Genomic DNA, 22,346 nt, shown 5'->3' on the forward strand with positions numbered 1-22,346 from the left:
ACTGACGCCCGCGAGCGTTGGACAGCGCTTGCCTTGCTGTTTGCCGCAACGCGGTTAATGCCGATCGAACCACATCCTTAGCACCCGGTTTCCACGAGCAAGCTTTCAACTGAGAAAAAGAATGCCTGATGAAGGAAAAATTGAGGCGATCTTCGCAACGGGGCTGACCAAGTGGTTCGGCGATGGTGCGACGCGAATGACTGCTGTGAGTGAGGTCGAGTTCATCGCCCACTTTGGCGAGATGCTGTTCATTGTGGGCCCGTCCGGGAGCGGCAAGACCACGCTTCTAAGCATGATTTCGGGCATCTTGCGGCCCAACGCTGGCAGCGTGAAAGTCAATGGCCGCGACATATGGCAACTCACCAACGATCAACTGGCGGACTTTCGTCTCAATACGATTGGCTTTGTGTTTCAGGACTATCATCTGTTTCCCCGCCTGACGAGCGCCGAGAACGTTGCCATTCCGTTGATCCTCAAACACCTCGACTGGGATGAATCGATCGTCGCGGCCAGAAAATGTCTTGAGGTTGTCGGACTGAAGGAGCGCAGTGAAATTCTCCCAGTAAAGCTCTCAGGGGGCGAGCAGCAGCGCGTGGCGATTGCGCGCGCCATTGTGAGTGGCCCACAGATCCTGATTCTCGACGAGCCGACCGCCTCGCTCGATGGCGATACCGGAAAGATGATCATCTCCTTCGTCAAGGAGAAGATACTCAACCAGAGCCGGTGCATTGTGATCGTGACCCACGACGCCCGGATCAACGAGTATGCCGACCGGATCATCCATATGGAAGACGGTCGCATCACTGGACTCGACAAGGGGACCGAGTGAGAAACAAGCTCATCTTCGCCCTTTCGATCATCGGCATTGTGGCCGGGCTGGTTGGCGCGTACCTGTTCGGAATCGAGCGTAAGGCCGAGCCCCCGGCATTTGCACCGGTCAGCAACCCCTACGTGACGGCGATTTACGCGGACGGTATTGTCGAAAGCGAACAGCGCGGCGGCGAGAACATCAATATCTACCCTGAGGTGTCCGGCCCGATCACCCAGGTGCTGGTGCATGAAGGCGACCATGTGGCGGCCGGCACTCCGCTGATAACTATCGACGATTCGGTGCAAAGGGCGACCACCGCGCAACTACGCGCACAGTCCGAAGCGGCACTGACGGTCTTGCAGGAACTCAAGGCAGAGCCGCGCAAGGAGACGCTTGCGGTCACCAGGGCTCAGGTCGAGCAGGCTCAGTCCAACCTCAAGGCAGCGCGTGATCAGTATGAGAAGCGTCGAGCGTCTTACGATTTGGACCAGAGATCGATCAGCAAGGACGTAGTCGATACAGCACGGGACGCCGTCGCGCAGGCCGAGGCGGGATTGGACGTCGCGCAAAGGCAATATGAGTTGACCCGGGCGGGTGCGTGGAGTTACGACATAAACAATCAGCAGAAGCAGTACGAGGCACTCACCCAGGCATACAAAGCCGCCAGCGCGCTGCTGCAAAAGTATTCGCTCAAAGCGCAGGCAGACGGTGTGGTGCTGGCGATCAACGGGACATCCGGCAGTTACGTTTCGTCGCAAGGTGTCTACGATGCCTACACGCAGGGATTCGATCCGCTCGTGGTCATGGGGGCCTCTCAGGATTATCTGGCGGTTCGCTGCTACGTCGACGAGATACTCGTTTCGAGACTGCCTGCACCGGCACACATCCAGGCGCAGTTGTCGATTCGTGGCACCAACGTCAAGGTGCCGCTCGAATTCGTCCGTGTGCAACCTTATGTTTCACCCAAGATCGAGTTGTCGAATCAACGCCAGGAGAAGGTGGACCTGAGAGTACTCCCGGTTATCTTCCGCTTCAGGAAGCAGGACCTGCCAATGGTTTATCCGGGTCTGCTGGTCGATGTATTCATAGGGTCGAAATAATGGCCACGCGCGACGGCGAAGAGGGCGAATGCCTTGCGCAGCACGTACGGCCGCGCATTGCTGGCGGGTTGTCTGTCGCTGCAATCGCGGTGGCAGTGCTTGGGGCTTGTTCCGTGGGTCCTGATTTCGTGCGTCCCACGCCGCCGGCCGGGAATGATTACACGCGCGAACAGCTGTCGGCGTCGACTGTCGCCGCGGATAACGAAGCTCAAAGCTTCACACGCGGCGCGGAGATTCCCGCCGACTGGTGGACGCTTTTCAAATCCGATCAACTGAACACGATCGTTCAGCAGGCACTGGAAAACAATCCGACGCTGGCCGCGTCGGAAGCGAGTTTGCGGGCGAGTCAGGACAATCTTCGGGCGGGCTATGGCGTATTTTTCCCGCAAATCGGCGCGGAATTCGATGCCACCCGCGCGCGCTCCGCGCCTTTGAGAAACGGTCTGCAGACACCAGGAAGCATCTTCAACCTGATCACCGCGAGTGGCAGCGTAAGCTATTTACTCGACGTATTCGGTGGCAAGCGTCGCACGGTGGAAGGATTGCGCGCGCAAGCCGACTATCAGCGCTATGCGGAGAAAGCCGCGTATGTAACCTTGTCCGCTAACGTGGTCAATACCACGATAGCGCGGGCTGCTTATGCCGCCGAGCTCGTTGCGACCGAACAGCTGATTGAGCTGGAGAAGCAGCAACTTGCTGCTACCGAAGCGCAAGTGCGCTCAGGCACGGCAGCTTACGCCAACGTATTGAGCGTTCGCAGTCTGATTGCCGGCAACCAGGCGTTAATCGCACCGCTGCAACAGAAGATCAGTCAGACCGAGCATCTGCTTGCAACGCTGGAGGGATTGCTGCCCTCCGAGGCGAGATTGCCGGAGATCGACCTGAGTTCGCTCGCGCTTCCAACGGATCTTCCAATAAGCCTGCCGTCGGACCTGGTACGCCAGCGTCCCGATATCCTCTCTGCTGAAGCCGCATTGCATATCGCCAGTGCGAACATCGGCGTGGCGACAGCGGCCATGTTCCCGAGCATCGCCCTGAACGGTACCTACGGTGCGGGGGGGACGAGTTTTGGCAATCTCTCGGCGGACAGTTTCCGATTCTGGAGCATTGGTCCTTCTATCACGCTTCCGCTGTTTCAAGGCGGCAGCCTATGGTATGGCCGTAAGGCGGCAATCGACGCGTTCCAGCAGGCGCAGGCGAACTATCGGCAGACGGTTCTCACCGCGTTCGCCCAGGTTGCCGACGCACTGAATGCACTCGACCATGACGCGCAGGCTCTGCAAGCCCAGGTTGAAGCGAGACGGGATGCGGACATTGCGTTGCATCTCCTGCAATTAAATTACCGCGCCGGCATGGTGAGATATCTGGATGTGCTGGTTGCCGACGTTCAATTTCATCAGGCAACTATCGCGTACTTCCAGGCAGTCGCACAGCGATATCAGGATACCGTAGCATTGTTCGTCGCACTGGGCGGAGGCTGGTGGAATGTGCAAGCTTCGGTCAGCAAAGGGGACGCTCCGTGAAATACAGCGGCATCATGCGCATCGGATTCAAGCTGCTGGTCAACGACAAGGCGAAGTTCTCCGCGTTGCTGATCGGCATTACCTTTGCCGTGTTTCTGATGGCGCAGATGACGGCAATGTTCGCCGGGATCCTGAACCGCGCCTATTCGACTGTCACCAATATCGGCGCGACAATGTGGATCATGGACCCGGCCGTCAATACGCCGACCACGTCCTTTCCGCTGCCGGACTACCTGCTGGACGCGGTGATCAGTATGGACGGCGTTAGCTACGCCGTGCCGTTGTTCATTGGTGGCGCACAGGTGAAGCTGGCGGACGGCACTTATCAATCGGTCAACGTAGTCGGGCTGGACGACGCGAGCCTGTTTGGCCGTCCACAAATGGAGCAGGGAAACATTCTCGATATCTATGCCGACGACGCCTTCCTGGTGGTCGACGACTCTGAATTTTCGAAGCTGGAAAATCCGAAGATCGGCACGACGTTCGAAATCAACGACCATCGCGGCGTCATTGTCGGCACGGCCAGGGTTGCCGCAAATGGGCTGAACGGTGTGCCGACGCTCTATACGACCTACAACCGGGCGATCCAGTACATTCCGGGAACGAGATTCACTATTTCCTATATCCTGGTGCAGGCGAAGAATGACGCAGCCATTGCCGGTATCAAACGGCAGGTCGAAAATTTAGGGTATCTGGCCTTGACCAAGAATGAATTCAACGAGCGGATCGCCGACTACTACACCTACAAAACGGGTATTGGAACCAACATCCTGTTGATGACCATTATCAGCTTCATAGTTGGGCTATCTATTTCGGGCCAGACGTTCTACACATTCATCCTCGAAAACCTGGATAAATTCGGTGCGCTCAAGGCTATCGGTGCAAAGGGGCGCGAGCTGGTCTACATGATCCTTTTCATGGCGACCTTTACTGCACTCACGGGTTATGGACTCGGGATCGGTCTCGTGACGCTGGTGATTTCGATTGCCAAAAGCCTGCTGCCCAACTACGCGGCAATTACGACCTTCTGGAATCTTGCTCTGGCGTTCGGCATGGTCGTGCTGATTGCGGGAATCTCCAGTTACATCGGCGTACGCAAGGTGCTAAAGATCGAGCCGTTCGATATTTTCAGAGGATAGCCGCGCGGCGTCTGAGCGTAGTAGCGGATTGTTGTCGGCTCCGGGACGGCGCGCTTCAGGCGTTGCTGCAACCGGTACATAACTGCGTGTCGAGGAGCCGAATCCGATACGGCACCGTCGCGCCGCGCGGCCCAATGATTGCCCTTTCCAAATCGCGCATCCCGCGCTCTTAGGCAATATTCACGGAATAGATCGCCCGGTACCAACTCCGCGCGGCGGTCTTCCCATGCCGCCAAATTTCCGTCAGCAAGCCTCTCTCCGCGACACCGCGCTGAAAAAATAACGAGCCCAGACCGGCAACGCGCGGCCCGTGCGTAAGCATCTCACGCTTGAGATGTCCAGAAATATTTGTTGTGCTTCTCTTTTTTGTCGTTCTAAAGTCAATCGTCGAGCGCTTACTGGTTGATTGTGAGCATCTCACCAGGATGCGTTTCTTGCGCGCCTCGTCCAGGAAATAAATCGACAAAGCGGCTCACGCTGAGATGCTTAGTAATCCGACATTAACCATTTACCGAAACGGGAATCTGAAATGCGCAAGATGGCTTTGGCATGTTCTGCAGCACTCGTTGCACTTGGCACCGTGACAGTGACGCCGGCCCGGGCCGAGGTCACGCTGTACGGCATTCTCGATACGTACCTCGGTTATACGAACGCAGGGGGCAAGGGCGCGCAGACCGCGATGCAGAGCGGCGGTCTGTCGGCAAGCCGCGTGGGGATCAGAGGAAGTGAAGATCTCGGCGGCGGCTTGCGTGCGACCTTCGATCTCGAGAACGGAATTCTCACGAACTCCGGCGCGGCGACGGATTCCACGCTCGCTTTCAGCCGCAGTGCGTGGGTCGGTCTCGGTACGCCGTATGGCGAATTCCGTTTCGGACGCCAGAACTCGGTGCTGCTGCTGATGCATAGCAAGTTCGACGCGTTCTCCGGCGGTACGTACGGCTCGTTTCTTCACAACGCGTCGACGTTCTCGTTCCGTTACGACAACATGATCACGTACTGGTCGCCGAACATCGCGGGATTCACGTTCTCCGCGGGTGCGAGCCTGGGCGGTCAGACGTCGCCGCACGACGCTTTGAACGCCTACGTGGGCTCGATCGATTATCAGCGCGGCCCGCTATACCTCGGCGTCAGCCACGCGGAACAGAATGGCGCGAACGGGAAAAACATTACGAAGACGACGTTCGCCGGCGGTAGTTATCAGTTCGGCAGCTTGACGGGTTATTTCGGCTATTACCGCGGCAACAACCTCGGCTCGAATATTTCAACCAATGTCCAAGGCAAATATCACAGCGTCTATTCGCTATCGACGACCTACAACGTCACACCGGCGCTACGGCTCGCGGCCGGCGTCGGTTACGCGCAGGATAGTTCAGGGCAGGACAACAATGCGGGAGAAGTAAGCGTTGGCGCGTTCTACAGTTTCAGCAAGCGGACGCTGGTCTATGGAACGTTTGAACGGCTCGTGAACCGCCACGGCGCGACCTATGCGCTGATCGCCAACGGGCCCATCACGCCGAACACGCCGACGCGCGGAGAAGGCGTGACGGGCGCGCAGCTCGGCATACTGCATTCGTTCTGACGGCACGAAGGCGCAGTGAACGCCATGCGGATATGTCATGCGGGAGAGGCCCGGGAGCGGCGTGACATATCGCTGAACAGCTCAGAAGTCACCTTTTTTTACGTGCATTTTTTTAATGGCTGTTCTAAGTTAACTCATCACCTGCCCACACGGATCCCTGTGAGCAGCCTACGAGACGAAGGAGAGGTGTCGTGAAAGATCCTGCAGCTCCGACGGTGGAATTGATCGACTGTTCGAACGAAGCAAAACTCCTTAGCGAGCGGGCGTGTTCTGCAATCCGTCAGGACATTCTGTCCTGCGTAATCGAACCGGCCGCCACGCTGACGGAAAGCGCGCTGACCGCACGCTACGGCATCGGCAAGGCAACCTGCAGGGTGGCGCTGCAGCGTCTCGCACAGGAAGGCTTTGTGCGCATCGTGCCGCGTCAGGGTTACGTGGTGACGCCGATTACGTTGAAGGATGTCGAAGAAGTGTTTGCGCTTCGCCTTGAGCTTGAGCCGCTATCGGCGCGCCTCGCTGCGGGCAAGGCGGATATCGATCTGTTGAACCGGCTGGAGCGCGCGTGCCGCAACGACGATACGTCGCTTGGCATCGGCAGCCGGATCGGCATCTTCATGGACGCGAATGCGGCTTTCCACATGGCGATCGCCGAATGTTCGGGCAATGGCCGGCTGGTTCGCATGCTGGGTGGCCTGCTCAACGACATGGCGCGACTCGTGTCGCTTGGCTTCGGCGTGCAGAACACCAAGCCGGAGATCCGCCATGACCACACGGCGATGATCAGCGCGCTCGCGAGCGGCGACGGCAAGCGCGCCGAGCAGATCGCGCACCGGCATGTGGCGACGTTCCGCGACATGACGATGGAAAAGGTAATGGCGAGCCTGCGCGACACGCATGCGGGCGCACCGATCGTTCCGCTGCGAGGCGCACGATGAACGCTGTGACTACTCAAGCCATGTTCGAGAAGGCAACCACGGTACGCAACGCGGTGGAAGTGGAGCACGTTTCGAAGCACTACGGCAAGCTGGCTGTGCTCGAAGACATCAGTCTGACCGCGCCTTCGGGTTCGGTGCTGGCGATCGTCGGCGCGTCCGGATGCGGCAAGAGCACGTTGCTCAACATCATCGCAGGATTGGCACAGGCGGATCAGGGCGACGTACGGATCGACGGAGTGGCCGGCGAGCCGACGCACGATACCCGCGTGGTCAGCTACATGTTCCAGGAGGACCGCCTGCTGCCCTGGCGCACGATCGTGGCGAACACGGAATTCGGTCTCGAAGCGGGTTCGCTCAACGCCGAACGGCGGCGCGAACGCGCGCTGGCCGCGCTGAAGATGACCGGCCTCGAAGGATTCGAGCACGCCTACCCGCACGAACTCTCGGGTGGCATGCGCAGCCGGGTGGCGCTTGCGCGCAGCCTGGTCGTGAAGCCGTACATCCTGTTGATGGACGAACCGTTTTCCAAGCTCGATCCGCAGATGCGCTCGCAGATGCACGCGGAACTGCTGCGAATCCGCGAGCAGTTGAAGATGACCGTCGTATTCGTCACACACGACGTGGAAGAAGCCATCGTGCTCGCGGATAAGGTGGTTGTCCTGCGTCCACGGCCGGGACGCGTGCGCGATGCGCTGATGATCGACCTGCCGCGACCGCGCGACCCGCTCGCCGCCGAAGTCGCGGAAACGGTGCGCCGCGTGCGCGCCCTCATTTAAGGACGTTGCGATGTCTTCTGTTTCGACCGCCAGTTCTGTTTTTCCCGCACGGTTTGGGCGACTGACGCGCTTTGCGAAAGTCGCCGGTCAACGTCTTTCGCTGCTCGCCATCTTCCTGATCGTGTGGTGGCTGGCGGCGCAACGCGTGCCTGCCTTCATTCTGCCTGGTCCGGGAAAAACGTGGAACGCGCTGCTTGACCTGATCGCCACCGGCACCTTTGCCGAAGATCTTGGCATTACGCTGTACCGCGTCGTCGCGGGTTTCCTTCTGGCCGCGCTAGTGGGCACGCCGCTCGGCATCCTGCTTGGCGCGAACCGGCGCCTCGGCAGTTTCTGCGAACCGGTGCTGTCGGTGGTCAACACGGTATCCGCCGCGATCTGGGCCATCTTCGCGTTGATCTGGTTCGGCATCTCGAACGGTACGACCATCTTCGTCGTGTTCATGGAAGCGATGCCGCTGATTCTCACGAACGTATGGCAGGGCGCACAAAGCGTCAACGCCGAATACGTGGAGCTTGCCCGCAGCTTTCAGATGTCGCGCAGCAAGGTGATGACCAAGATTTATCTGCCCACCGTGCTGCCGTATTTCTTCTCCGGTGCGCGCCTTGCGTTCGGTTTCGGCTGGCGGGTGTCGCTGGTCGCGGAGACGATCGGGTCTTCGAACGGCGTCGGCTACCGGCTGCGTCAGGCGGCGGATCTTGTTCAGACCGATCAGGTTTTCGCATGGACACTCACTATGGTCGTGCTGATGGTGGTGCTCGAGTACGGCATTCTCAAGCCGCTTGAAAACCACCTGTTTCGCTGGAAGAAGCGAGCATAGAGAATGGGCTCGCGGCGCACCGCTGCCGCGCCGCGAGCTGAAGTAGTCGAACATTTACGAAGAAGTAATGCGTTTGCATTCTATAAATAGGAGTACATATGAGCAGTACGATGAAGGCTTTGATTCTCTCTGAACACGGTGACGTCGACAAACTCCATGTCGGCGAGATGCCGATGCCGAAGGCGGTGCCGGGTCATGTGGTCATCCGTGTGCGCGCGTCCTCCTTCAATTATCACGATGTCTTCACGGTGAAGGGCATGCCGGGCATCAAGGTGCCGCTGCCTGTGGTCATCGGTCTGGATATGGCGGGGGAGATCACGGAGGTTGGCGACAACGTCGAAAACTGGTCGGTCGGCGCGCGCGTGCTCGTCAATCCGCTCAACAAGAAGAAAGGTCTGATGGGCGAAATGCTCGACGGCGGCATGGCGCAATACTGCCTCGTCAGCGCAGACCAGTTGATCGCAATGCCCGAAGGCGTGACGTTCGAAGAAGCGGCGTCGCTGCCGGTCGCCTACGGTACGGCGCACCGGATGCTCGTTACGCACAACACCATCAAGCCGGGCGATCGTGTAGTCATTCTGGGTGCGAGCGGCGGCGTCGGGACCGGTTGCGTGACGCTTGCCAAAATGCTCGGCGCCGAAGTGATCGCGGCCGCCGGCAGTGCGGACAAGGCTGAACGGCTCAAGGCGATGGGCGCGGATCACGTCATCAACTATCGCGACACCGATTTCTCGAAGTGGGTCATCGAGAAGTACGGCAAGCCGCAACGCCGCAGCTATGAAGGCGGCGCGGACGTCGTAATCAATTTCACCGGCGGCGATACGTGGGTGCCGTCGCTCAAATGCATCAAACGCGGCGGTAGCCTGCTCGTCTGCGGCGCGACCGCGGGCCACGATCCGAAGGAAGACCTGCGCTACATCTGGAGCTTCGAGATTCGCGTGATCGGTTCGAACAGTTTTTACGACGACAACCTCGCGGCGCTGATGGAATTGATTCGTACGAAGAAGATTGCCGTGCAGATCGACAAGGTGTTGCCGCTCGAACAGGCAGCCGAAGGCCTGCGCATGATTCGCGATCGGGAAGTGCTCGGCAAGATCGTCGTTACCCCATAAAAGTACGGAGACTCGAATGGCTGATAACCAGCAACTTACCGCGGAGCAGGTTCAGGCAATGCTTACGCGTGGTCCTTACCACCAGTGGCTCGGTCTGCGCGTGCTCGAAGTCGGCGAGGACTCGATCGAAATCGCCGCGACGTGGCGCGAAGAGTGGGTCGTGAACCCCGAACGCCGGTACACGCACGGCGGCATTCTTGCCGCGCTGATCGACCTCACGGCCGACTGGGCGCTGGTGTCGAAAACGGGCCGCGGCGTACCGACGATCGATCTGCGCGTCGACTATCACCGCGCGGCGATGCCCGGCGATCTCATCGCGCGCGGTAAGGTGGTGAAGTTCGGTAGCGCGATTTCGGTTGCGGAGGCGCATATTTACGACCAGTCCGGCGCGCTGCTCGCAAGCGGCCGGGGCGTCTATTCGACCGCGCCCGCACCCGCGCCGAAGGCATGATGAACACGGCGACATCGACGCTTGACCATGTGGTCGTGAACGCGATGTTCGAAACCGACGCCGCGGCGTCGTGTTTCGAAGCGCTCGGCTTCGCGTCTACCCCGCGCGGCTATCACTCGCTTGGCTCGGTCAATCACCTGATGATGTTCGATGGACATTATCTCGAACTGGTCGGCCTACCGCCCGGCGCCACCACGTTGCGGCGCGAGATTCTCGAAAGCCGTCTGGGTATAGACGGTCTCGTGTTCAAGACGGACGACGCGCAGGAAACCTATGCGCGATTGATCGATGCCGGCGTGCGTGCCAGTGAACCGCAGTCGTTCACGCGGCCCGTGGACATTGGAGGCGTCGAGCAGATCGCCCGTTTCCGGACAACCCGGCTCGCGGCCGAAGAACTGTCCGCCGGGCGCGTCTATTTCTGCGAGCACCTCACGCCGGAATGGGTCTTCCGTGCCGAATGGACGAAGCATCCGAACGGCGCGCAACGCCTGAAGGAATGTGTGATCGTGAGCGACGACCCGCAACTCGAAGCGCGCCGCTATGCGCTGATTGCCGGCGAGTCGGATCTCACATCGCCGTCCTCCCACCGCTCGCGCATTGCGTTGCGTGATTTCGATCTGGACTTTATCGATGGCGCGGCATATCGCGCGCGCTATGGCGACCTCGTATGTAACGCAGCAGGACGCGACAGCTATTTTGGCGCGGTCGTCGTCGAGGTAAGCGACCTTGCGGCGATGCGCGCACGTCTGGACGCGCTCGCGTCCCACGTCGACGAGAGCGTCGTGCGGCTGATGGCGCCGGCCCATGCGCAGAGCGGCGTGTCGTCCGTTGTCGTGCTGTTAGGCGAACTCAATACTGTCATTGAATTTATCGGAGCAGTTGAACATGCCCACGCCTGAGAATCTCGGCGATCTGATCGACGCCGACGGCGATCCGTGCAAGCTTGCAGTGATCGCGCTTGGGGAACCAGATGAAACGGGTTGCGCATGGCACGATACGCGCATGACCTACGGGGAACTCGACGCGCTGGCTGACGGCGTCGCGCGTGCACTGGTGCGGCGCGGTCTGAAAGTCGGCGAGCGCGTTGCCATTCTTGCGGCGAATCGCGCCGAATATGTCGCGGCGCTGCTCGGCATCATGCGCGCGGGAATGGTCGCTGTGCCCGTCAACTTCAGGTTTCCACCCGCGCTCTCCACTTTTGTGATTCGCGATAGCGGTGCACGTCTGATGTTTTGCGACGCCGCGCGACTTGCCGATTGCCCGGACGATCTGCCGACAGTCGTATTCGATTCGACGGGCGAGGAAAGTTTCGCTTCGTTCGTCGAACCTGGCCCGTTCGAGACTTTCGTCCCCACGCCCGACATGCCGGCAATGTTTCTCTATACGTCCGGCTCGACCGGCAAGCCGAAGGGCGTGATGCTGTCGCACGGCAGCCATCTGTGGGTGGCGCGTACGCGAGCGCGTGCGCAGCCACCGGCGGCGCATCGCTTTCTGGTGGCCGCGCCGATGTATCACATGAACGCGCTGACGCTCGTGCTGATGTCGTTGTACGGGCACGGTACGGTCGTACTGCTTCCGCAATTCACCGCGCGCATGTACATCACGGCGATCGAGCGCTATCGGGTCACGTGGCTCACCTCAGTGCCGCCGATGATTGCGATGATGCTGCGCGAAAAGGAGTTGCTCGCGCGAACGGATCTTTCATCGGTGCGTTTCATCCGGATGGGTTCGGCGCCCGTCAGCGAAAGTCTGCTTGCGCAGATCGGCGAGGTACTGCCGAATGCGAAGCTCACTAATGTCTACGGCACGACTGAAGGTGGGCCGATCGTGTTCGGGCCACACCCGCAGGGGATCGAACCGCCGTTGCTGTCGGTCGGATATCCGCATCCCGAAGTCAGCGTCAAGTTGCTCGACGCACCGCCGACAGGTGTGGCAACCGGCGTGCTGGCCGTCAAAAGCCCTGCCGTCATGCTCGGTTACCACAACCGGCCGGACCTGCCGCTACCGGTGACAGCAGATGGCTTTTATATAACCGGCGACGTATTTCACCGCGACGACCAGGGCTTCTATGCGTTCGTCGGCCGTGCGGACGACATGTTCGTGTCGGGCGGCGAAAACATCTTTCCCGGTGAAGTCGAGCAGATGCTCGAGACGCACCCGGATATCGTCCAGGCTTGCGTGGTGCCGGTTGCCGACGATATCAAGGGAACCAAGCCGGTGGCGTTTGTGGTGCGGCGCGCGGGTGCGTCGCTAACGGAAGAGGAAGCCAAACAGTATGCGCTGACGCATGCGCCCGCATACCAGCACCCGCGGCGCGTTTGGTTCGTCGACGCATTGCCGCTCGCGTCCACGAACAAGATCGATCGCGCCGCATTGAAAGCCATAGCGCTTGCGTCGTTGCAGGATAGCGAGGCCGCGTAAGTGAAACCGACACGACATTCAACATCATGGAGTTCAGTATGAACGAGAACTTTCGCGAGTTCCTGGAACGGCTGCGCGCGGCACAGCAACTGGTGGATATCCGGCAGCCCGTCGATATCCGCCACGTGGGCACGCTTGTCGACCAGAGCGACAAGGCGCTGCTGTTTCATAACGTGATCGGCTACGACATGCCGCTGCTGTCGGGCATTATCCGCACGCAGGAGCGCGCGATGATGGCAATGGGTTGCGACAGCTACTCCGAAATCGAGAAGATGCTGGCGCATGGCATTCAGAACCCGATTCCTCCTAAATACGTTGCCACGTCGGCCACGAAAGAAGTGATCTACAAAGGCGACGATGTCGATCTGTTCCGCCTGCCTATTCCGATGTCTTCGATTTTCGACGGTGGCCCGATGATTACCGCGGGCATCGTGATTTCTCGCGATCCGGAGTACGGCCTGAACAGCGGCATTTACCGCTTCATGGTTAAGGAAAAGGCACTGAGCGGCATCGACATCGTAACGCCGAACAATATGCGCATGTTCGCGCAGCGTGCCTACGAACAGGGACGTCCGTGCCCGATCTCCATTTCGATCGGCAACCATCCGATGGAAATCATGGGCGCCGGCTATCGCGCACCGATTGGCGTGGATGAAATGGCGATCGCGGGCGGCATTCGTGGCGTGCCGGTCGAACTGGCGCCTTGCGAGACTGTCGATCTGCCTTATATCGCCGACTCGGAGATCGTGATCGAAGCGGAAATCCTGCCGACGGGCTGGACGCAGCCGGAAGGCCGTTTCGGCGAATTCACCGCATTGATGGGCGGGCTGCACTGGAATCCGGACGTGCGCATCAAGGCGATCATGCATCGGCGCGATGCGATGTACTACTCGCTGCATATGCCGTGGGAAAACACGTGGCTCGCGGCACCGACGCGCTATCAGGCGATCCGCAGCGCGCTGCGCACGGCCGGCGTGCAGGTGAAGGACATCAACGTGACGTTGGGCGGCCGCGCATTCTGGCATGCGGTCATTTCGATCAGGAAGCAGGCGGGCGAAGGCAAGAACGCGCTGCTGGCGGCGCTGTCGGTGATGGATCTGAAGCACGTGGTGGTTGTCGATGACGACATCGACGTGTTCAACGGCGAACAGGTGGAATGGGCGATCGCGACGCGCGTGCAGGGTGACCGCGATCTGATCGTGATTCCCGGCGCGCGCGCCAAGCCGCTCGACCCGAGCCTGCCGGTGATGCCGCCTGGCATGGTGCCGACGGGCGCCAAGGTCGGTGTGGACGCAACGATCTCGGAAGGCATTCCGCACGAGCGCTACGAGCGCATTTCGTATGCGTACGCAGATACGGCGAAGATTGCGGACTACGTTGGCGGGAAGGCGGATACGGTGCATGTGTCGGAGCCGGAACAGGTGGAGGAGGCTGCAGCGGAAGCGCTCACGCTCATCGGCGACACGCCGCTTTACTACACCGAACTCGCCGAACGGCTGTCGAAATACGACTTCCGCACGCTGGCCCGCGCGCTCGGCGAACTGCATGAACGCAAGCAGTTGTGGAAAACCGCGGAAGGCAAGCTGTGCGTGCGCGGTTCGCGCTTCGACGCCGTGCCGCCGACGCGGCGCTGATTGCCGCGATGCCGTTCAGTGCGCTGCGCGGGCCGGCAGCGCTCCATCCACCCCATTGATGAGCTGACCTGATGCAACCCTACCTGCTTGCAAGGCGTGCGCTGTTTGCCGCCGTGATGTTCCTGCTCGCGCTGTCCGCGCAGGCCGCGCCGCTGCGCATCGGCTACTGGACGAGTGGCGTGAGCCTCGGCCTCGGCGCCGTGTTGGAAACCGGCGACTTCCTGAAGAAAGCCGGCATAGACGACGCACGTTTCGTGCACTTCGCCGAGGTTAATGCACCGGCGAGCGGACTCGCTGCCAATGTGATCGACGTGAGCTTCAGCGTGGCGGGCGCGAGCGCATTCAGCATCGCGGCGACCGGCGTGCCGATCAAGATCTTCGGTGCAACGGCGCCGGCCGATGTCACATTTGTCACGCCCGCCGACTCGCAGATCCAGTCGATCGCGCAGCTGCGCGGCAAGAAGATTGGCATGTCGCCGTCGGGAAGCTCGGTCGCGTTGATGACGGCCGCGGTGCTGAAAGCGAATTACGGCTTTAACGCCGGCGATTATTCGCTGGTGCCGGGCAATGAGGCGCGCCTCGCGCAGTTTCTCGTGCAGCACCAGGTCGACGCCGCGGCGCTGCGCTCCGTCACGGTCGCGCAATTGACGGAAGTGAAGACGCGACGTCTCGGCACGCTGGTGGAAGAATGGCACAAGCTGACGAAGTCCGATGCGATGCCTTATCTGGGCGTGGCTGCGGCACGCACGGAGTTGATCCAGCGCGATCCGCAATCGGTCGCGAAGCTGATTGTGGCGATTCACAATGCAATCGCCTGGGGCAACGCGCATCCGGATCAGGTCGCGGCGATCCTGCAGAAAGTCGCCAATCTGCCCGCAAGCGACGCGCAGATCTATGCCGCGCATTGGGCCGAGCTGAACAGCATCTCCTTCGAGCCAGTCGATATCGACACGCTCAAGCGCGAGCAGCAGATCTTCGCGGCGAGCGGCTCGATCAAAGGCACGCTTCCGCCCGACGTATTCGTCACCGGGCCGTACGAAACGGCAAAGAAGATCATAGCGGGTCAAAAGCCATGAGGACGCGTTTACGCGGGCAATGGCCGCATCCGGCGGAGAAAGGAGATGTTGCATGAGATCCCAATCCGCAGCACGGCGACGCATCGTGGTCGGTATCAGCGGCGCTTCGGGCGCGATCTACGGTGTGCGTTTGCTTCGTCTGTTACGCGATCTGGACGTGGAGTCACACCTTGTGGTCAGCCGTTCCGCACAGGTGACGCTTGCGCAGGAGTTGCAGATGCGGCTCGCCGATCTGCAAGCACTCGCGGACGTCAACTATCCGAATACCGATATCGGCGCGGCGATTTCGAGCGGCTCGTTTCGCGTAGACGGCATGATCGTTGCGCCGTGCTCGATCAAGACGCTGTCGGAAGTGGCCACCGGCTGCACTAGTTCGCTGCTTTCGCGAGCGGCAGACGTGATGCTCAAAGAACGCCGCCGTCTCGTGCTGATGGTGCGCGAAACGCCGTTGCATGCGGGTCATATCCGCAGTCTCGCAGCCGTCACGGACGCCGGTGCGATCGTCTATCCGCCAGTGCCGGCGTTCTACGCGCTGCCGGAAACGCTCGAGCAGATGGTCGATCATACGCTCGGGCGCGTGCTTGACCTGTTCGATATCGAATCACGAACCGTACGCCGCTGGAGCGGCACTGCTGCCTGATAGACGGTGCGACAGGGTGCTTTTTTTGTGTTCAGTTTACTTCCCTATATGCATCTCCTAGAATGACTTGAGGTTGGTGAGGTGCCTACAAAATGACGTAAGCATAATACGCAGCCATTCCTGGATAGTGCGTACGGGGGCGATATGGAAGGAAAAGTAATTTCTGGAGGCAAGGCCGCGGCCGAGGGCAAGTTGCTGGGCGAGTCGACTTATCTGGCCATGCGGCAGGCAATACTGTCCTGCTCGCTGAAACCGGGCAGCATGCTGACCGAGGCTGCGCTGATGGAGCAATACGGTGTCGGCAAGTCGACGTGCCGGCTGGCGCTTGCGCGTCTCACGCACGAAGGGCTGGTGCGTTCGGTGCCGCGACACGGCTACGTCGTCGTGCCGGTCACGCTGAAGGATGTCGAAGAGGTGTTCGCGCTGCGGCTCATTCTCGAACCCGAGGCCGCGCGGCTCGCGGCCGGCAAGGTGGACGCGAAGGCGCTGATGCGGATCGACCGCTCCGCGCGCGGCAATACGGCGTCGAAGAATCACGGCAACCGGATCGGTTTTTTCCTTGATGCGAACCGTGAGTTTCATCTGGTGATCGCAATGGCGTCGGGCAACGAACGTCTGGTGCGCAGCATCTCGGTGCTGTTCGACGAAATGGCGCGGCTGGTGGCGCTCGGTTTTAGTGACGAAGACGACAGCCCGGAAATCGCCGACGATCACCGCCAGCTGGTCGAGGTGCTGTCGGCAGGCGACGGCAAGTCGGGCGCGCGCATTACGCGCCGGCACATCGAGAAGTTTCGCGACATGACGATGGAGCGCGTGCTGCGCAGCATGAAGCAGGACTTCGAGCACGCGCCGCTAGTAGCGATCGGCAAGTAATACGGAGATTCCGCCTTTGCTTCAGGCGGAATCTCTCGATGAATGGTTGAACCGTGCTTTATGTTTTGATAAGGACATTTAGTAATCCTTCAAAGACGACGCTGGAGAGACCGGCTGCGTCGCTACTTCAGGCAAAGCACCATGAAATCATTTCGTTCCGTTCTAAAGGCAGCATGCGCACTCGTAATAGCCGGCGCGTGCCTTACCAGTGCGTATGCGGCGCCGCTGCGCGTGGGCTACTGGACCAGCGGCACCAGTCTCGGTTTCGGTGCCGTGCTCGAAGCGCAGAAGTTCTTTGAGAAACAGGGTCTGCAGGTGCAGTTCCTCCATTTTCCGGACGTGAACGGACCAACTACCGCGCTGGCTTCGAATGCGATCGATCTGGCATTCGGCACGAGCCTCGCGGGAGCATTCAGCCTGAGCCAGCAGGGTGTGCCGGTCAGGATGGTGGCCGCTACGCAGATTGTCGATGCGGAGATCGTCGTGCTCGCGGATTCGCCGATCCATTCCGCGGCTGAACTGCGCGGCAAGAAAGTCGGCATGTCGCCAATCGGCAGTGCGACCACCGGCGTCGGCACCGCCGTGCTCGACGGCAATTACGGGCTCAAGCTTGCCGACTATCGCCTGGTTGCGGGCGACGAGCCGCGTCTTGCGCAGTTCCTCGTTCAGAAAAACGTGGATGCCGCAGTCATGCGCCCCACCACGGTGGCGCAAGTGCCGGACAGTGCGCAGAAAGTCCGCGTCATCACGACTTTGTCCGATCAATGGAAACAGATGACGAAAGCGAGCACACCGCCCTATATCGGTGTCGCTGTGATGCGCAGCGAGTGGCTCAAGGACAACCCGGCGGATGCGGCGAAAGTGCTCGCGGCGATGCGCGAGGCGCTGGCCTTCGGCGCGGCCAATCCCGACGCGGTCGTGGCGATACTCAAGAAGGCCGGCAACATGAGTGACCAGGGCGCGCGTTTTTACGGCGATCACTGGACGACCATGAATACGGTCTCGTTCAAATCGGGCGACATCGACACACTGAAACGCACCTTCGAAGTTTTCAAGGCCGCCGGCACGCTGAAGGGCGAGCTTCCTGCGGATCTTTTCTATCAGAAGCCTTATCTCGACTCGGAAGCAGCCAAATGAGCGGATATCAGGAATGGGTCCGGGGCCACAAGGGCTGCTCTGGAGTACGGGCCTTCATCAACGGAGCAGCAATATGACGGGAAAGTGCGACGGTACGGTCGCGACCATTGGATTTCCGGCTAGCCGGATCCGCTGGCCGGAAGAGGGCATTACGCGCGTGCCGCTACGTGTGTTCTCCGATGCGGCAACCTACGAGCGCGAACAGGATGCCGTGTTTCGCGGGCCCACATGGAGTTTCCTCTGCCTCGACATCGAGATTCCAAACGCGGGTGACTACATCACGACCAAGGTCGGTCATACGTCGGTCATTGTCGTGCGCCAACAGGACGGCACCATTGGTGCGCTCGTGAACAAGTGTGTGCATAAGGGCTCGGTGCTTTGCTACGAAGCGCAGGGGCACCGCAAGCGTCCGAACTTCGTTTGCCCTTATCACAACTGGGTTTACAACTTCGACGGCGAACTGACGAGCGTCGCATTCGAGAAGGGCGTGCAGGGCAAAGGCGGCATGCCCGAGGATTTCGACAAATCGAAGTTCCGTCTGACGAAGCTGCGCGTGGAGACCATCCGCGGCCTCGTGTTCGGGTCGTTTTCCGAAGAAGCCCCTGCACTGAAGGACTATCTCGGACCGACAATGGTGCAGCACATCGAGCGCACACTATATGGGCAGGTAAAGATACTTGGCCGCTATAGTCAGGTGATGCACAACAACTGGAAACTCTACGTCGAGAATAGCCGCGACAACTACCACCCGAGCCTGCTGCATGCGTTTTTCTCGACCTTCAAGATCAACCGGTTGTCGGCGGAAGGCGGTACGTTGCAGGATGAGGATAGCCGGCATCACATCACCTTTACGAAGCGCTATACCGACGTTGGCGATCAGGCATACGACTCCGGTGTGATTCGTGCGATGCGCGACGATTTCGGCCTGAAGGATCCTTCGCTGATCGATCAATGGATGGAGTATCCCGATCAGATCACCAATGCGATCCAGAGCATTTTTCCGGGCTTCGTGCTGCATCAGATCATGAATTCCATCGGCGTGCGGCAGGTGGTGCCGCTCGGCGTGGATCGATGCGAACTGATCTGGACCGTGCTCGGCTTCGAGGAAGACACGCCGGAGCAAACGCTCATCCGGCGCAAGCAGAGCAATCTCGTCGGGCCCGCGGGTTTTGTTTCGATGGAAGACGGCACGATAGGCGCGTTCGTCGAAAAGGGTATTCGCGGCGATCTTGACGACGCCGCGGTGATCGAGATGGGCGGCAAGGGCACCGGCCCGATGGCGACCCGCGCGACCGAAACCTCGGTACGCGGCTTCTGGAAATTCTATAGAGAACTGATGGATGTCTAGCACGACGCGCTACCCTGACCTGGAGGTCAGCACCCAGACGGGCGCGAGTATCGCGCGCCTGATGGCCCACTATTGCAGTTCGATCGACAATGGCGACTTCGACCGCTGGCCGGAGTTCTTCACCGAAGATTGCACTTACCGCATTCTCACGCGCACCGATTTCGAAGCCGGTCGCGATTTCGGTATCTGGTTCTGCAACACGCGCGGCATGCTGCTGGATCGCGTCAGTTCGATCCAGTCGGTTAATGTGTTCGAGCCGCATGTCTACCGCCATGTACTTGGACCGACCGAAATCGTCAGCGTCGAAGACGGGCTGATCGGTTGCGAAACCAGCTACATGGTCGTGCGAACCGGCTATGAAGGTGGCATGGTTGTGTTCAGCGTCGGACGTTATATCGATCAGATCGTTGTCGAGGGCGGCCGCGCGCTGCTGCGCGAGCGCACCGTCGTCACGGATTCGTGCCGCTACGACACACTCGTTGCGCTGCCTCTGTAAGGATGCTGCCCGGATGACCGAACCCGCCCGCCGTTACCGGCTGCACCTAGAAAGCCAGCGGCGTCAGTCGCCGCCTTTTCATCTTCACGAAGCCGTGTGGCAGGTCGCCTGCGCGCGCCATCCCGATCTCGCACAACAAATCGACGTGACGTTCGGCTGGGACGGCGAGCGGTTCGCGCGTCCGCTCGACGACGTCGACTTCCTGCTGGCGTCGAGATTCCCGCATGAGGTGGTGAACGACGCGCCACGTCTGCGCTGGATTCACACGACAGGTGCCGGCGTCGATCAGTTGATGCCGCTCGATCGCCTGCGTCGCGACCTGATCCTGACGAACAGTAGCGGTATTCATAGCGATAAGGCCGCCGAATATACGCAAATGGCGTTGCTGATGCTGAATGCGCAACTGCCTGCCGTGTTGCAGGCGCAGCGGGAGCATCGCTGGGACGCGCGGCTCACCACGTCGATTCGCGGCAAGACGGCGCTGATAATCGGTTTCGGCGATCTGGGCATGGCGGCGAGCCACGCGGCGCGCGCGCTCGGCTTGCGAGTCATTGCACTGAACCGGAGCGGTGCGGCACCGGCGCAGGCGGTGGAAGCAGTCGATGTACTCGCAACGATCTCCGCACTCGACGACTGGCTGCCTCAGGCCGACTTCGTCGTTATCACGGCGCCGCTCACGCCGCAGACACGAGACCTGCTTTCCGCCGCGCGCCTCGCCCGCATGCGGCCCGGTGCGGGCGTCGTCAACCTTTCGCGCGCGGCGCTGATCGACCAAGCGGCGTTGTTTGAGCGATTGCGTTCCGGAGAGTGCGGCGGCGCATTGCTCGACGTGTTCGATCCCGAACCGTTACCGGCGGACCATGTGGCGTGGGACGTGGCGGGACTCGTCGTCACGCCGCACATTTCGTGCGACGCGCCCGATTACAACCTGCGGGTGCTCGAACTCTGGTTTGCAAATTTCGCCCGATTGCTGCGCGGCGAAGCGCTGGCGAATATCGTCGATCGCACTCGCGATTATTGAGCGGGGCGATGGGGTTCACGATCGGCGCCGGTGCAACGGCGGTGTACCGAAGCCCCAACTTTGCCGCCCTGCCCAGATTGGTATAAAGTCGATCCGTGATCGCCACGCGATGGATGCCCATTGCCGCCTCCGTCTCTCATGGGTTTGCCGCCAGCATGAAATACAAAGACTATTACGAAATCCTGGGTCTCGAGCGAAGCGCGTCTCAGGATGACATCAAACGTTCGTATCGGAAACTTGCGCGCAAGTATCACCCGGACGTCAGCAAGCACGCCGACGCCGAAGAGCGTTTCAAGGAGTTGGGCGAAGCCTACGAGGTGCTCAAGGATCCGGAGAAACGCGCCGCCTACGACCGCATGGGCAGCGACTGGCGCAACGGCCAGGACTTCCAGCCGCCGCCGAACTGGGACGAAGGTTTCGAATTCAGCGGGGCGGGCAGCGGGCCCGGCGAGCAAGCCGACTTCCACGACATCTTCGAGAAGATGTTTGGCGGCGCGCGTGGTGCGCATCCGCGGCAGCGGTCTTTCGATGCGCGCGGCGAAGACCATCACGCGAAGGTATTGATCGATCTCGAAGACGCCTATCGCGGCGCGCAGCGCTCGATTTCGCTGCAAATGCCGGTGGTCGATGCGCAAGGCCATGTTTCGCTGGAAACGCGCACGCTCAATGTCACCATTCCGAAGGGGATCCGCGCGGGCCAGCATCTGCGGCTAAGCGGCCAGGGATCCGCAGGCGCCACGCCCGAAACGGCCGGCGACCTCTACCTGGAAATCGCTTTTCGGGACCATCCGCGTTTTCAGGTGGACGGGCGCGACGTTTCGCTCGAGTTGCCGGTGGCACCGTGGGAGGCGGCCCTCGGCGCACAGGTTACCGTGCCCACGCCCGACGGTTCCGTCGAGATGACGGTGCCGGCGGGTTCCGCCGGCGGCAGGCGCTTGCGGCTCAAAGGCAAGGGCATTCCGGCCAACCCGCCTGGCGATCTGTATGTGATTCTGAACATTGTCCTGCCGCCGGCGGATAGCGAATCAGCGAAGGCCGCTTACGATGCGATGCGGCAGGCGTTCAATTTCGATCCGCGCGCGCACTTCTATCGGTGATTATCGTGAAAGAGACGAGTACGACGACCTATTTGCAAGGGCAGATTGTCGATGAGAACATCGAATTCACTCTGGTCGAATTGAGCCGGGTGAGCGGGGCATCGGAGGAGGAGTTGACGCTCTGGGTTTCCGAAGGCGTGTTCGAGCCCAAGGGCGAGCAGCCGCAGGAATGGCGCTTCAGCGGCGCGGCGTTGCGGCGCGTGCAGACCGCGCAGCGGCTCGCGCACGACTTCCAGATCAATCCGCCCGGCGTTGCGTTAGCGCTCGATCTGCTCGACGAGATCGACGTGTTGCGCTCGCGTGTCAAGCGTCCTCGCGGAAGCTAGGCGCGCCTGCGCGACGTCCTGCTGCACGGCT

Annotated in this window: 22 protein-coding genes; all 22 read left to right on the forward strand. The window is 60.5% G+C overall.

Annotated features, from left to right (window positions below; translation table 11 throughout):
- Positions 1-121 precede the first annotated feature (121 nt).
- The 22 genes from PDMSB3_RS23580 (at position 122) to PDMSB3_RS23685 (ending at position 22,315) form a co-directional block, all read left to right on the forward strand.
- Complete coding sequence (locus PDMSB3_RS23580) at positions 122-829, forward strand: ABC transporter ATP-binding protein (protein ID WP_007176416.1); 708 nt, start codon at positions 122-124, stop codon at positions 827-829.
- Positions 826-1,911, forward strand: a complete 1,086-nt coding sequence (locus PDMSB3_RS23585; RefSeq protein WP_007176417.1) for an HlyD family secretion protein — start codon at positions 826-828, stop codon at positions 1,909-1,911. The genes PDMSB3_RS23580 and PDMSB3_RS23585 overlap by 4 nt, the downstream gene beginning before the upstream one ends.
- On the forward strand, positions 1,911-3,434 hold the full coding sequence (locus PDMSB3_RS23590; RefSeq protein ID WP_232064310.1) for an efflux transporter outer membrane subunit: 1,524 nt from the start codon (positions 1,911-1,913) through the stop codon (positions 3,432-3,434). The genes PDMSB3_RS23585 and PDMSB3_RS23590 overlap by 1 nt, the downstream gene beginning before the upstream one ends.
- A gap of 14 nt (positions 3,435-3,448) precedes the next feature.
- Positions 3,449-4,573: an ABC transporter permease gene (locus PDMSB3_RS23595; protein WP_035517070.1), complete on the forward strand. Its 1,125-nt coding sequence runs from the start codon at positions 3,449-3,451 to the stop codon at positions 4,571-4,573.
- Between the two features lie 529 nt (positions 4,574-5,102).
- Entirely contained in the window at positions 5,103-6,152 is a 1,050-nt protein-coding gene (locus tag PDMSB3_RS23600; RefSeq protein ID WP_007176420.1) for a porin, read from the forward strand.
- 191 nt (positions 6,153-6,343) lie between these two features.
- Positions 6,344-7,087: a GntR family transcriptional regulator gene (locus tag PDMSB3_RS23605; protein WP_007176421.1), complete on the forward strand. Its 744-nt coding sequence runs from the start codon at positions 6,344-6,346 to the stop codon at positions 7,085-7,087.
- The gene (locus PDMSB3_RS23610; RefSeq protein ID WP_007176422.1) at positions 7,084-7,863 is read left to right on the forward strand and encodes an ABC transporter ATP-binding protein; all 780 of its coding nucleotides are present in this window, start codon (positions 7,084-7,086) and stop codon (positions 7,861-7,863) included. The genes PDMSB3_RS23605 and PDMSB3_RS23610 overlap by 4 nt, the downstream gene beginning before the upstream one ends.
- A gap of 10 nt (positions 7,864-7,873) precedes the next feature.
- Positions 7,874-8,683, forward strand: coding sequence for an ABC transporter permease (locus PDMSB3_RS23615; protein ID WP_007176423.1), 810 nt, complete (start codon positions 7,874-7,876; stop codon positions 8,681-8,683).
- Between the two features lie 98 nt (positions 8,684-8,781).
- A complete protein-coding gene (locus PDMSB3_RS23620) occupies positions 8,782-9,795 on the forward strand; it encodes a zinc-binding dehydrogenase (RefSeq protein ID WP_007176424.1) in 1,014 nt (337 codons plus the stop codon).
- A gap of 16 nt (positions 9,796-9,811) precedes the next feature.
- Positions 9,812-10,246: a PaaI family thioesterase gene (locus tag PDMSB3_RS23625; RefSeq protein WP_007176425.1), complete on the forward strand. Its 435-nt coding sequence runs from the start codon at positions 9,812-9,814 to the stop codon at positions 10,244-10,246.
- On the forward strand, positions 10,243-11,145 hold the full coding sequence (locus tag PDMSB3_RS23630) for a VOC family protein (RefSeq protein ID WP_165187928.1): 903 nt from the start codon (positions 10,243-10,245) through the stop codon (positions 11,143-11,145). The genes PDMSB3_RS23625 and PDMSB3_RS23630 overlap by 4 nt, the downstream gene beginning before the upstream one ends.
- Positions 11,132-12,667: a class I adenylate-forming enzyme family protein gene (locus PDMSB3_RS23635; RefSeq protein ID WP_007176427.1), complete on the forward strand. Its 1,536-nt coding sequence runs from the start codon at positions 11,132-11,134 to the stop codon at positions 12,665-12,667. Before PDMSB3_RS23630 ends, PDMSB3_RS23635 begins: the two co-directional genes overlap by 14 nt.
- Before the next feature lie 38 nt (positions 12,668-12,705).
- Positions 12,706-14,301 (forward strand): UbiD family decarboxylase, encoded by a 1,596-nt coding sequence (locus tag PDMSB3_RS23640; protein WP_165187930.1) that lies wholly within the window; start codon positions 12,706-12,708, stop codon positions 14,299-14,301.
- Positions 14,302-14,372: 71 nt separating this feature from the next.
- Positions 14,373-15,377 carry an ABC transporter substrate-binding protein gene (locus PDMSB3_RS23645; protein WP_007176429.1) on the forward strand — a complete coding sequence of 335 codons (1,005 nt, stop codon included), beginning with the start codon at positions 14,373-14,375 and terminating at the stop codon, positions 15,375-15,377.
- Between the two features lie 52 nt (positions 15,378-15,429).
- Positions 15,430-16,017: a UbiX family flavin prenyltransferase gene (locus PDMSB3_RS23650; protein ID WP_007176430.1), complete on the forward strand. Its 588-nt coding sequence runs from the start codon at positions 15,430-15,432 to the stop codon at positions 16,015-16,017.
- A 144-nt stretch (positions 16,018-16,161) separates the two neighbouring features.
- Entirely contained in the window at positions 16,162-16,890 is a 729-nt protein-coding gene (locus PDMSB3_RS23655; protein ID WP_165187932.1) for a GntR family transcriptional regulator, read from the forward strand.
- 141 nt (positions 16,891-17,031) lie between these two features.
- Entirely contained in the window at positions 17,032-18,027 is a 996-nt protein-coding gene (locus PDMSB3_RS23660) for an ABC transporter substrate-binding protein (protein WP_165187934.1), read from the forward strand.
- A gap of 73 nt (positions 18,028-18,100) precedes the next feature.
- The gene (locus tag PDMSB3_RS23665; RefSeq protein ID WP_007176433.1) at positions 18,101-19,375 is read left to right on the forward strand and encodes an aromatic ring-hydroxylating dioxygenase subunit alpha; all 1,275 of its coding nucleotides are present in this window, start codon (positions 18,101-18,103) and stop codon (positions 19,373-19,375) included.
- Positions 19,368-19,871 carry an aromatic-ring-hydroxylating dioxygenase subunit beta gene (locus tag PDMSB3_RS23670; RefSeq protein ID WP_007176434.1) on the forward strand — a complete coding sequence of 168 codons (504 nt, stop codon included), beginning with the start codon at positions 19,368-19,370 and terminating at the stop codon, positions 19,869-19,871. The genes PDMSB3_RS23665 and PDMSB3_RS23670 overlap by 8 nt, the downstream gene beginning before the upstream one ends.
- 13 nt (positions 19,872-19,884) lie before the next feature.
- Positions 19,885-20,892, forward strand: coding sequence for a D-2-hydroxyacid dehydrogenase (locus tag PDMSB3_RS23675; RefSeq protein ID WP_165187936.1), 1,008 nt, complete (start codon positions 19,885-19,887; stop codon positions 20,890-20,892).
- 155 nt (positions 20,893-21,047) lie between these two features.
- Positions 21,048-21,989, forward strand: coding sequence for a DnaJ C-terminal domain-containing protein (locus PDMSB3_RS23680; protein ID WP_007176436.1), 942 nt, complete (start codon positions 21,048-21,050; stop codon positions 21,987-21,989).
- Positions 21,986-22,315 (forward strand): chaperone modulator CbpM, encoded by a 330-nt coding sequence (locus PDMSB3_RS23685; protein WP_007176437.1) that lies wholly within the window; start codon positions 21,986-21,988, stop codon positions 22,313-22,315. The genes PDMSB3_RS23680 and PDMSB3_RS23685 overlap by 4 nt, the downstream gene beginning before the upstream one ends.
- Positions 22,316-22,346 lie beyond the last annotated feature (31 nt).

The sequence above is a fragment of the Paraburkholderia dioscoreae genome, assembly GCF_902459535.1.
In the GTDB taxonomy this organism is placed as follows: Bacteria; Pseudomonadota; Gammaproteobacteria; order Burkholderiales; family Burkholderiaceae; genus Paraburkholderia; species Paraburkholderia dioscoreae.

What these genes read in the sequence shown, in the direction of transcription:
- PDMSB3_RS23580 (WP_007176416.1), top strand. Translation starts at nt 122, where the DNA reads ATGCCTGATGAAGGAAAAATTGAGGCGATCTTCGCAACGGGGCTGACC.
- PDMSB3_RS23655 (WP_165187932.1), top strand. Translation starts at nt 16,162, where the DNA reads ATGGAAGGAAAAGTAATTTCTGGAGGCAAGGCCGCGGCCGAGGGCAAG.
- PDMSB3_RS23590 (WP_232064310.1), top strand. Translation starts at nt 1,911, where the DNA reads ATGGCCACGCGCGACGGCGAAGAGGGCGAATGCCTTGCGCAGCACGTA.
- PDMSB3_RS23675 (WP_165187936.1), top strand. Translation starts at nt 19,885, where the DNA reads ATGACCGAACCCGCCCGCCGTTACCGGCTGCACCTAGAAAGCCAGCGG.
- PDMSB3_RS23680 (WP_007176436.1), top strand. Translation starts at nt 21,048, where the DNA reads ATGAAATACAAAGACTATTACGAAATCCTGGGTCTCGAGCGAAGCGCG.
- PDMSB3_RS23640 (WP_165187930.1), top strand. Translation starts at nt 12,706, where the DNA reads ATGAACGAGAACTTTCGCGAGTTCCTGGAACGGCTGCGCGCGGCACAG.
- PDMSB3_RS23610 (WP_007176422.1), top strand. Translation starts at nt 7,084, where the DNA reads ATGAACGCTGTGACTACTCAAGCCATGTTCGAGAAGGCAACCACGGTA.
- PDMSB3_RS23650 (WP_007176430.1), top strand. Translation starts at nt 15,430, where the DNA reads ATGAGATCCCAATCCGCAGCACGGCGACGCATCGTGGTCGGTATCAGC.
- PDMSB3_RS23620 (WP_007176424.1), top strand. Translation starts at nt 8,782, where the DNA reads ATGAGCAGTACGATGAAGGCTTTGATTCTCTCTGAACACGGTGACGTC.
- PDMSB3_RS23625 (WP_007176425.1), top strand. Translation starts at nt 9,812, where the DNA reads ATGGCTGATAACCAGCAACTTACCGCGGAGCAGGTTCAGGCAATGCTT.
- PDMSB3_RS23670 (WP_007176434.1), top strand. Translation starts at nt 19,368, where the DNA reads ATGTCTAGCACGACGCGCTACCCTGACCTGGAGGTCAGCACCCAGACG.
- PDMSB3_RS23630 (WP_165187928.1), top strand. Translation starts at nt 10,243, where the DNA reads ATGATGAACACGGCGACATCGACGCTTGACCATGTGGTCGTGAACGCG.
- PDMSB3_RS23600 (WP_007176420.1), top strand. Translation starts at nt 5,103, where the DNA reads ATGCGCAAGATGGCTTTGGCATGTTCTGCAGCACTCGTTGCACTTGGC.
- PDMSB3_RS23660 (WP_165187934.1), top strand. Translation starts at nt 17,032, where the DNA reads ATGAAATCATTTCGTTCCGTTCTAAAGGCAGCATGCGCACTCGTAATA.
- PDMSB3_RS23595 (WP_035517070.1), top strand. Translation starts at nt 3,449, where the DNA reads ATGCGCATCGGATTCAAGCTGCTGGTCAACGACAAGGCGAAGTTCTCC.
- PDMSB3_RS23635 (WP_007176427.1), top strand. Translation starts at nt 11,132, where the DNA reads ATGCCCACGCCTGAGAATCTCGGCGATCTGATCGACGCCGACGGCGAT.
- PDMSB3_RS23645 (WP_007176429.1), top strand. Translation starts at nt 14,373, where the DNA reads ATGCAACCCTACCTGCTTGCAAGGCGTGCGCTGTTTGCCGCCGTGATG.
- PDMSB3_RS23615 (WP_007176423.1), top strand. Translation starts at nt 7,874, where the DNA reads ATGTCTTCTGTTTCGACCGCCAGTTCTGTTTTTCCCGCACGGTTTGGG.
- PDMSB3_RS23665 (WP_007176433.1), top strand. Translation starts at nt 18,101, where the DNA reads ATGACGGGAAAGTGCGACGGTACGGTCGCGACCATTGGATTTCCGGCT.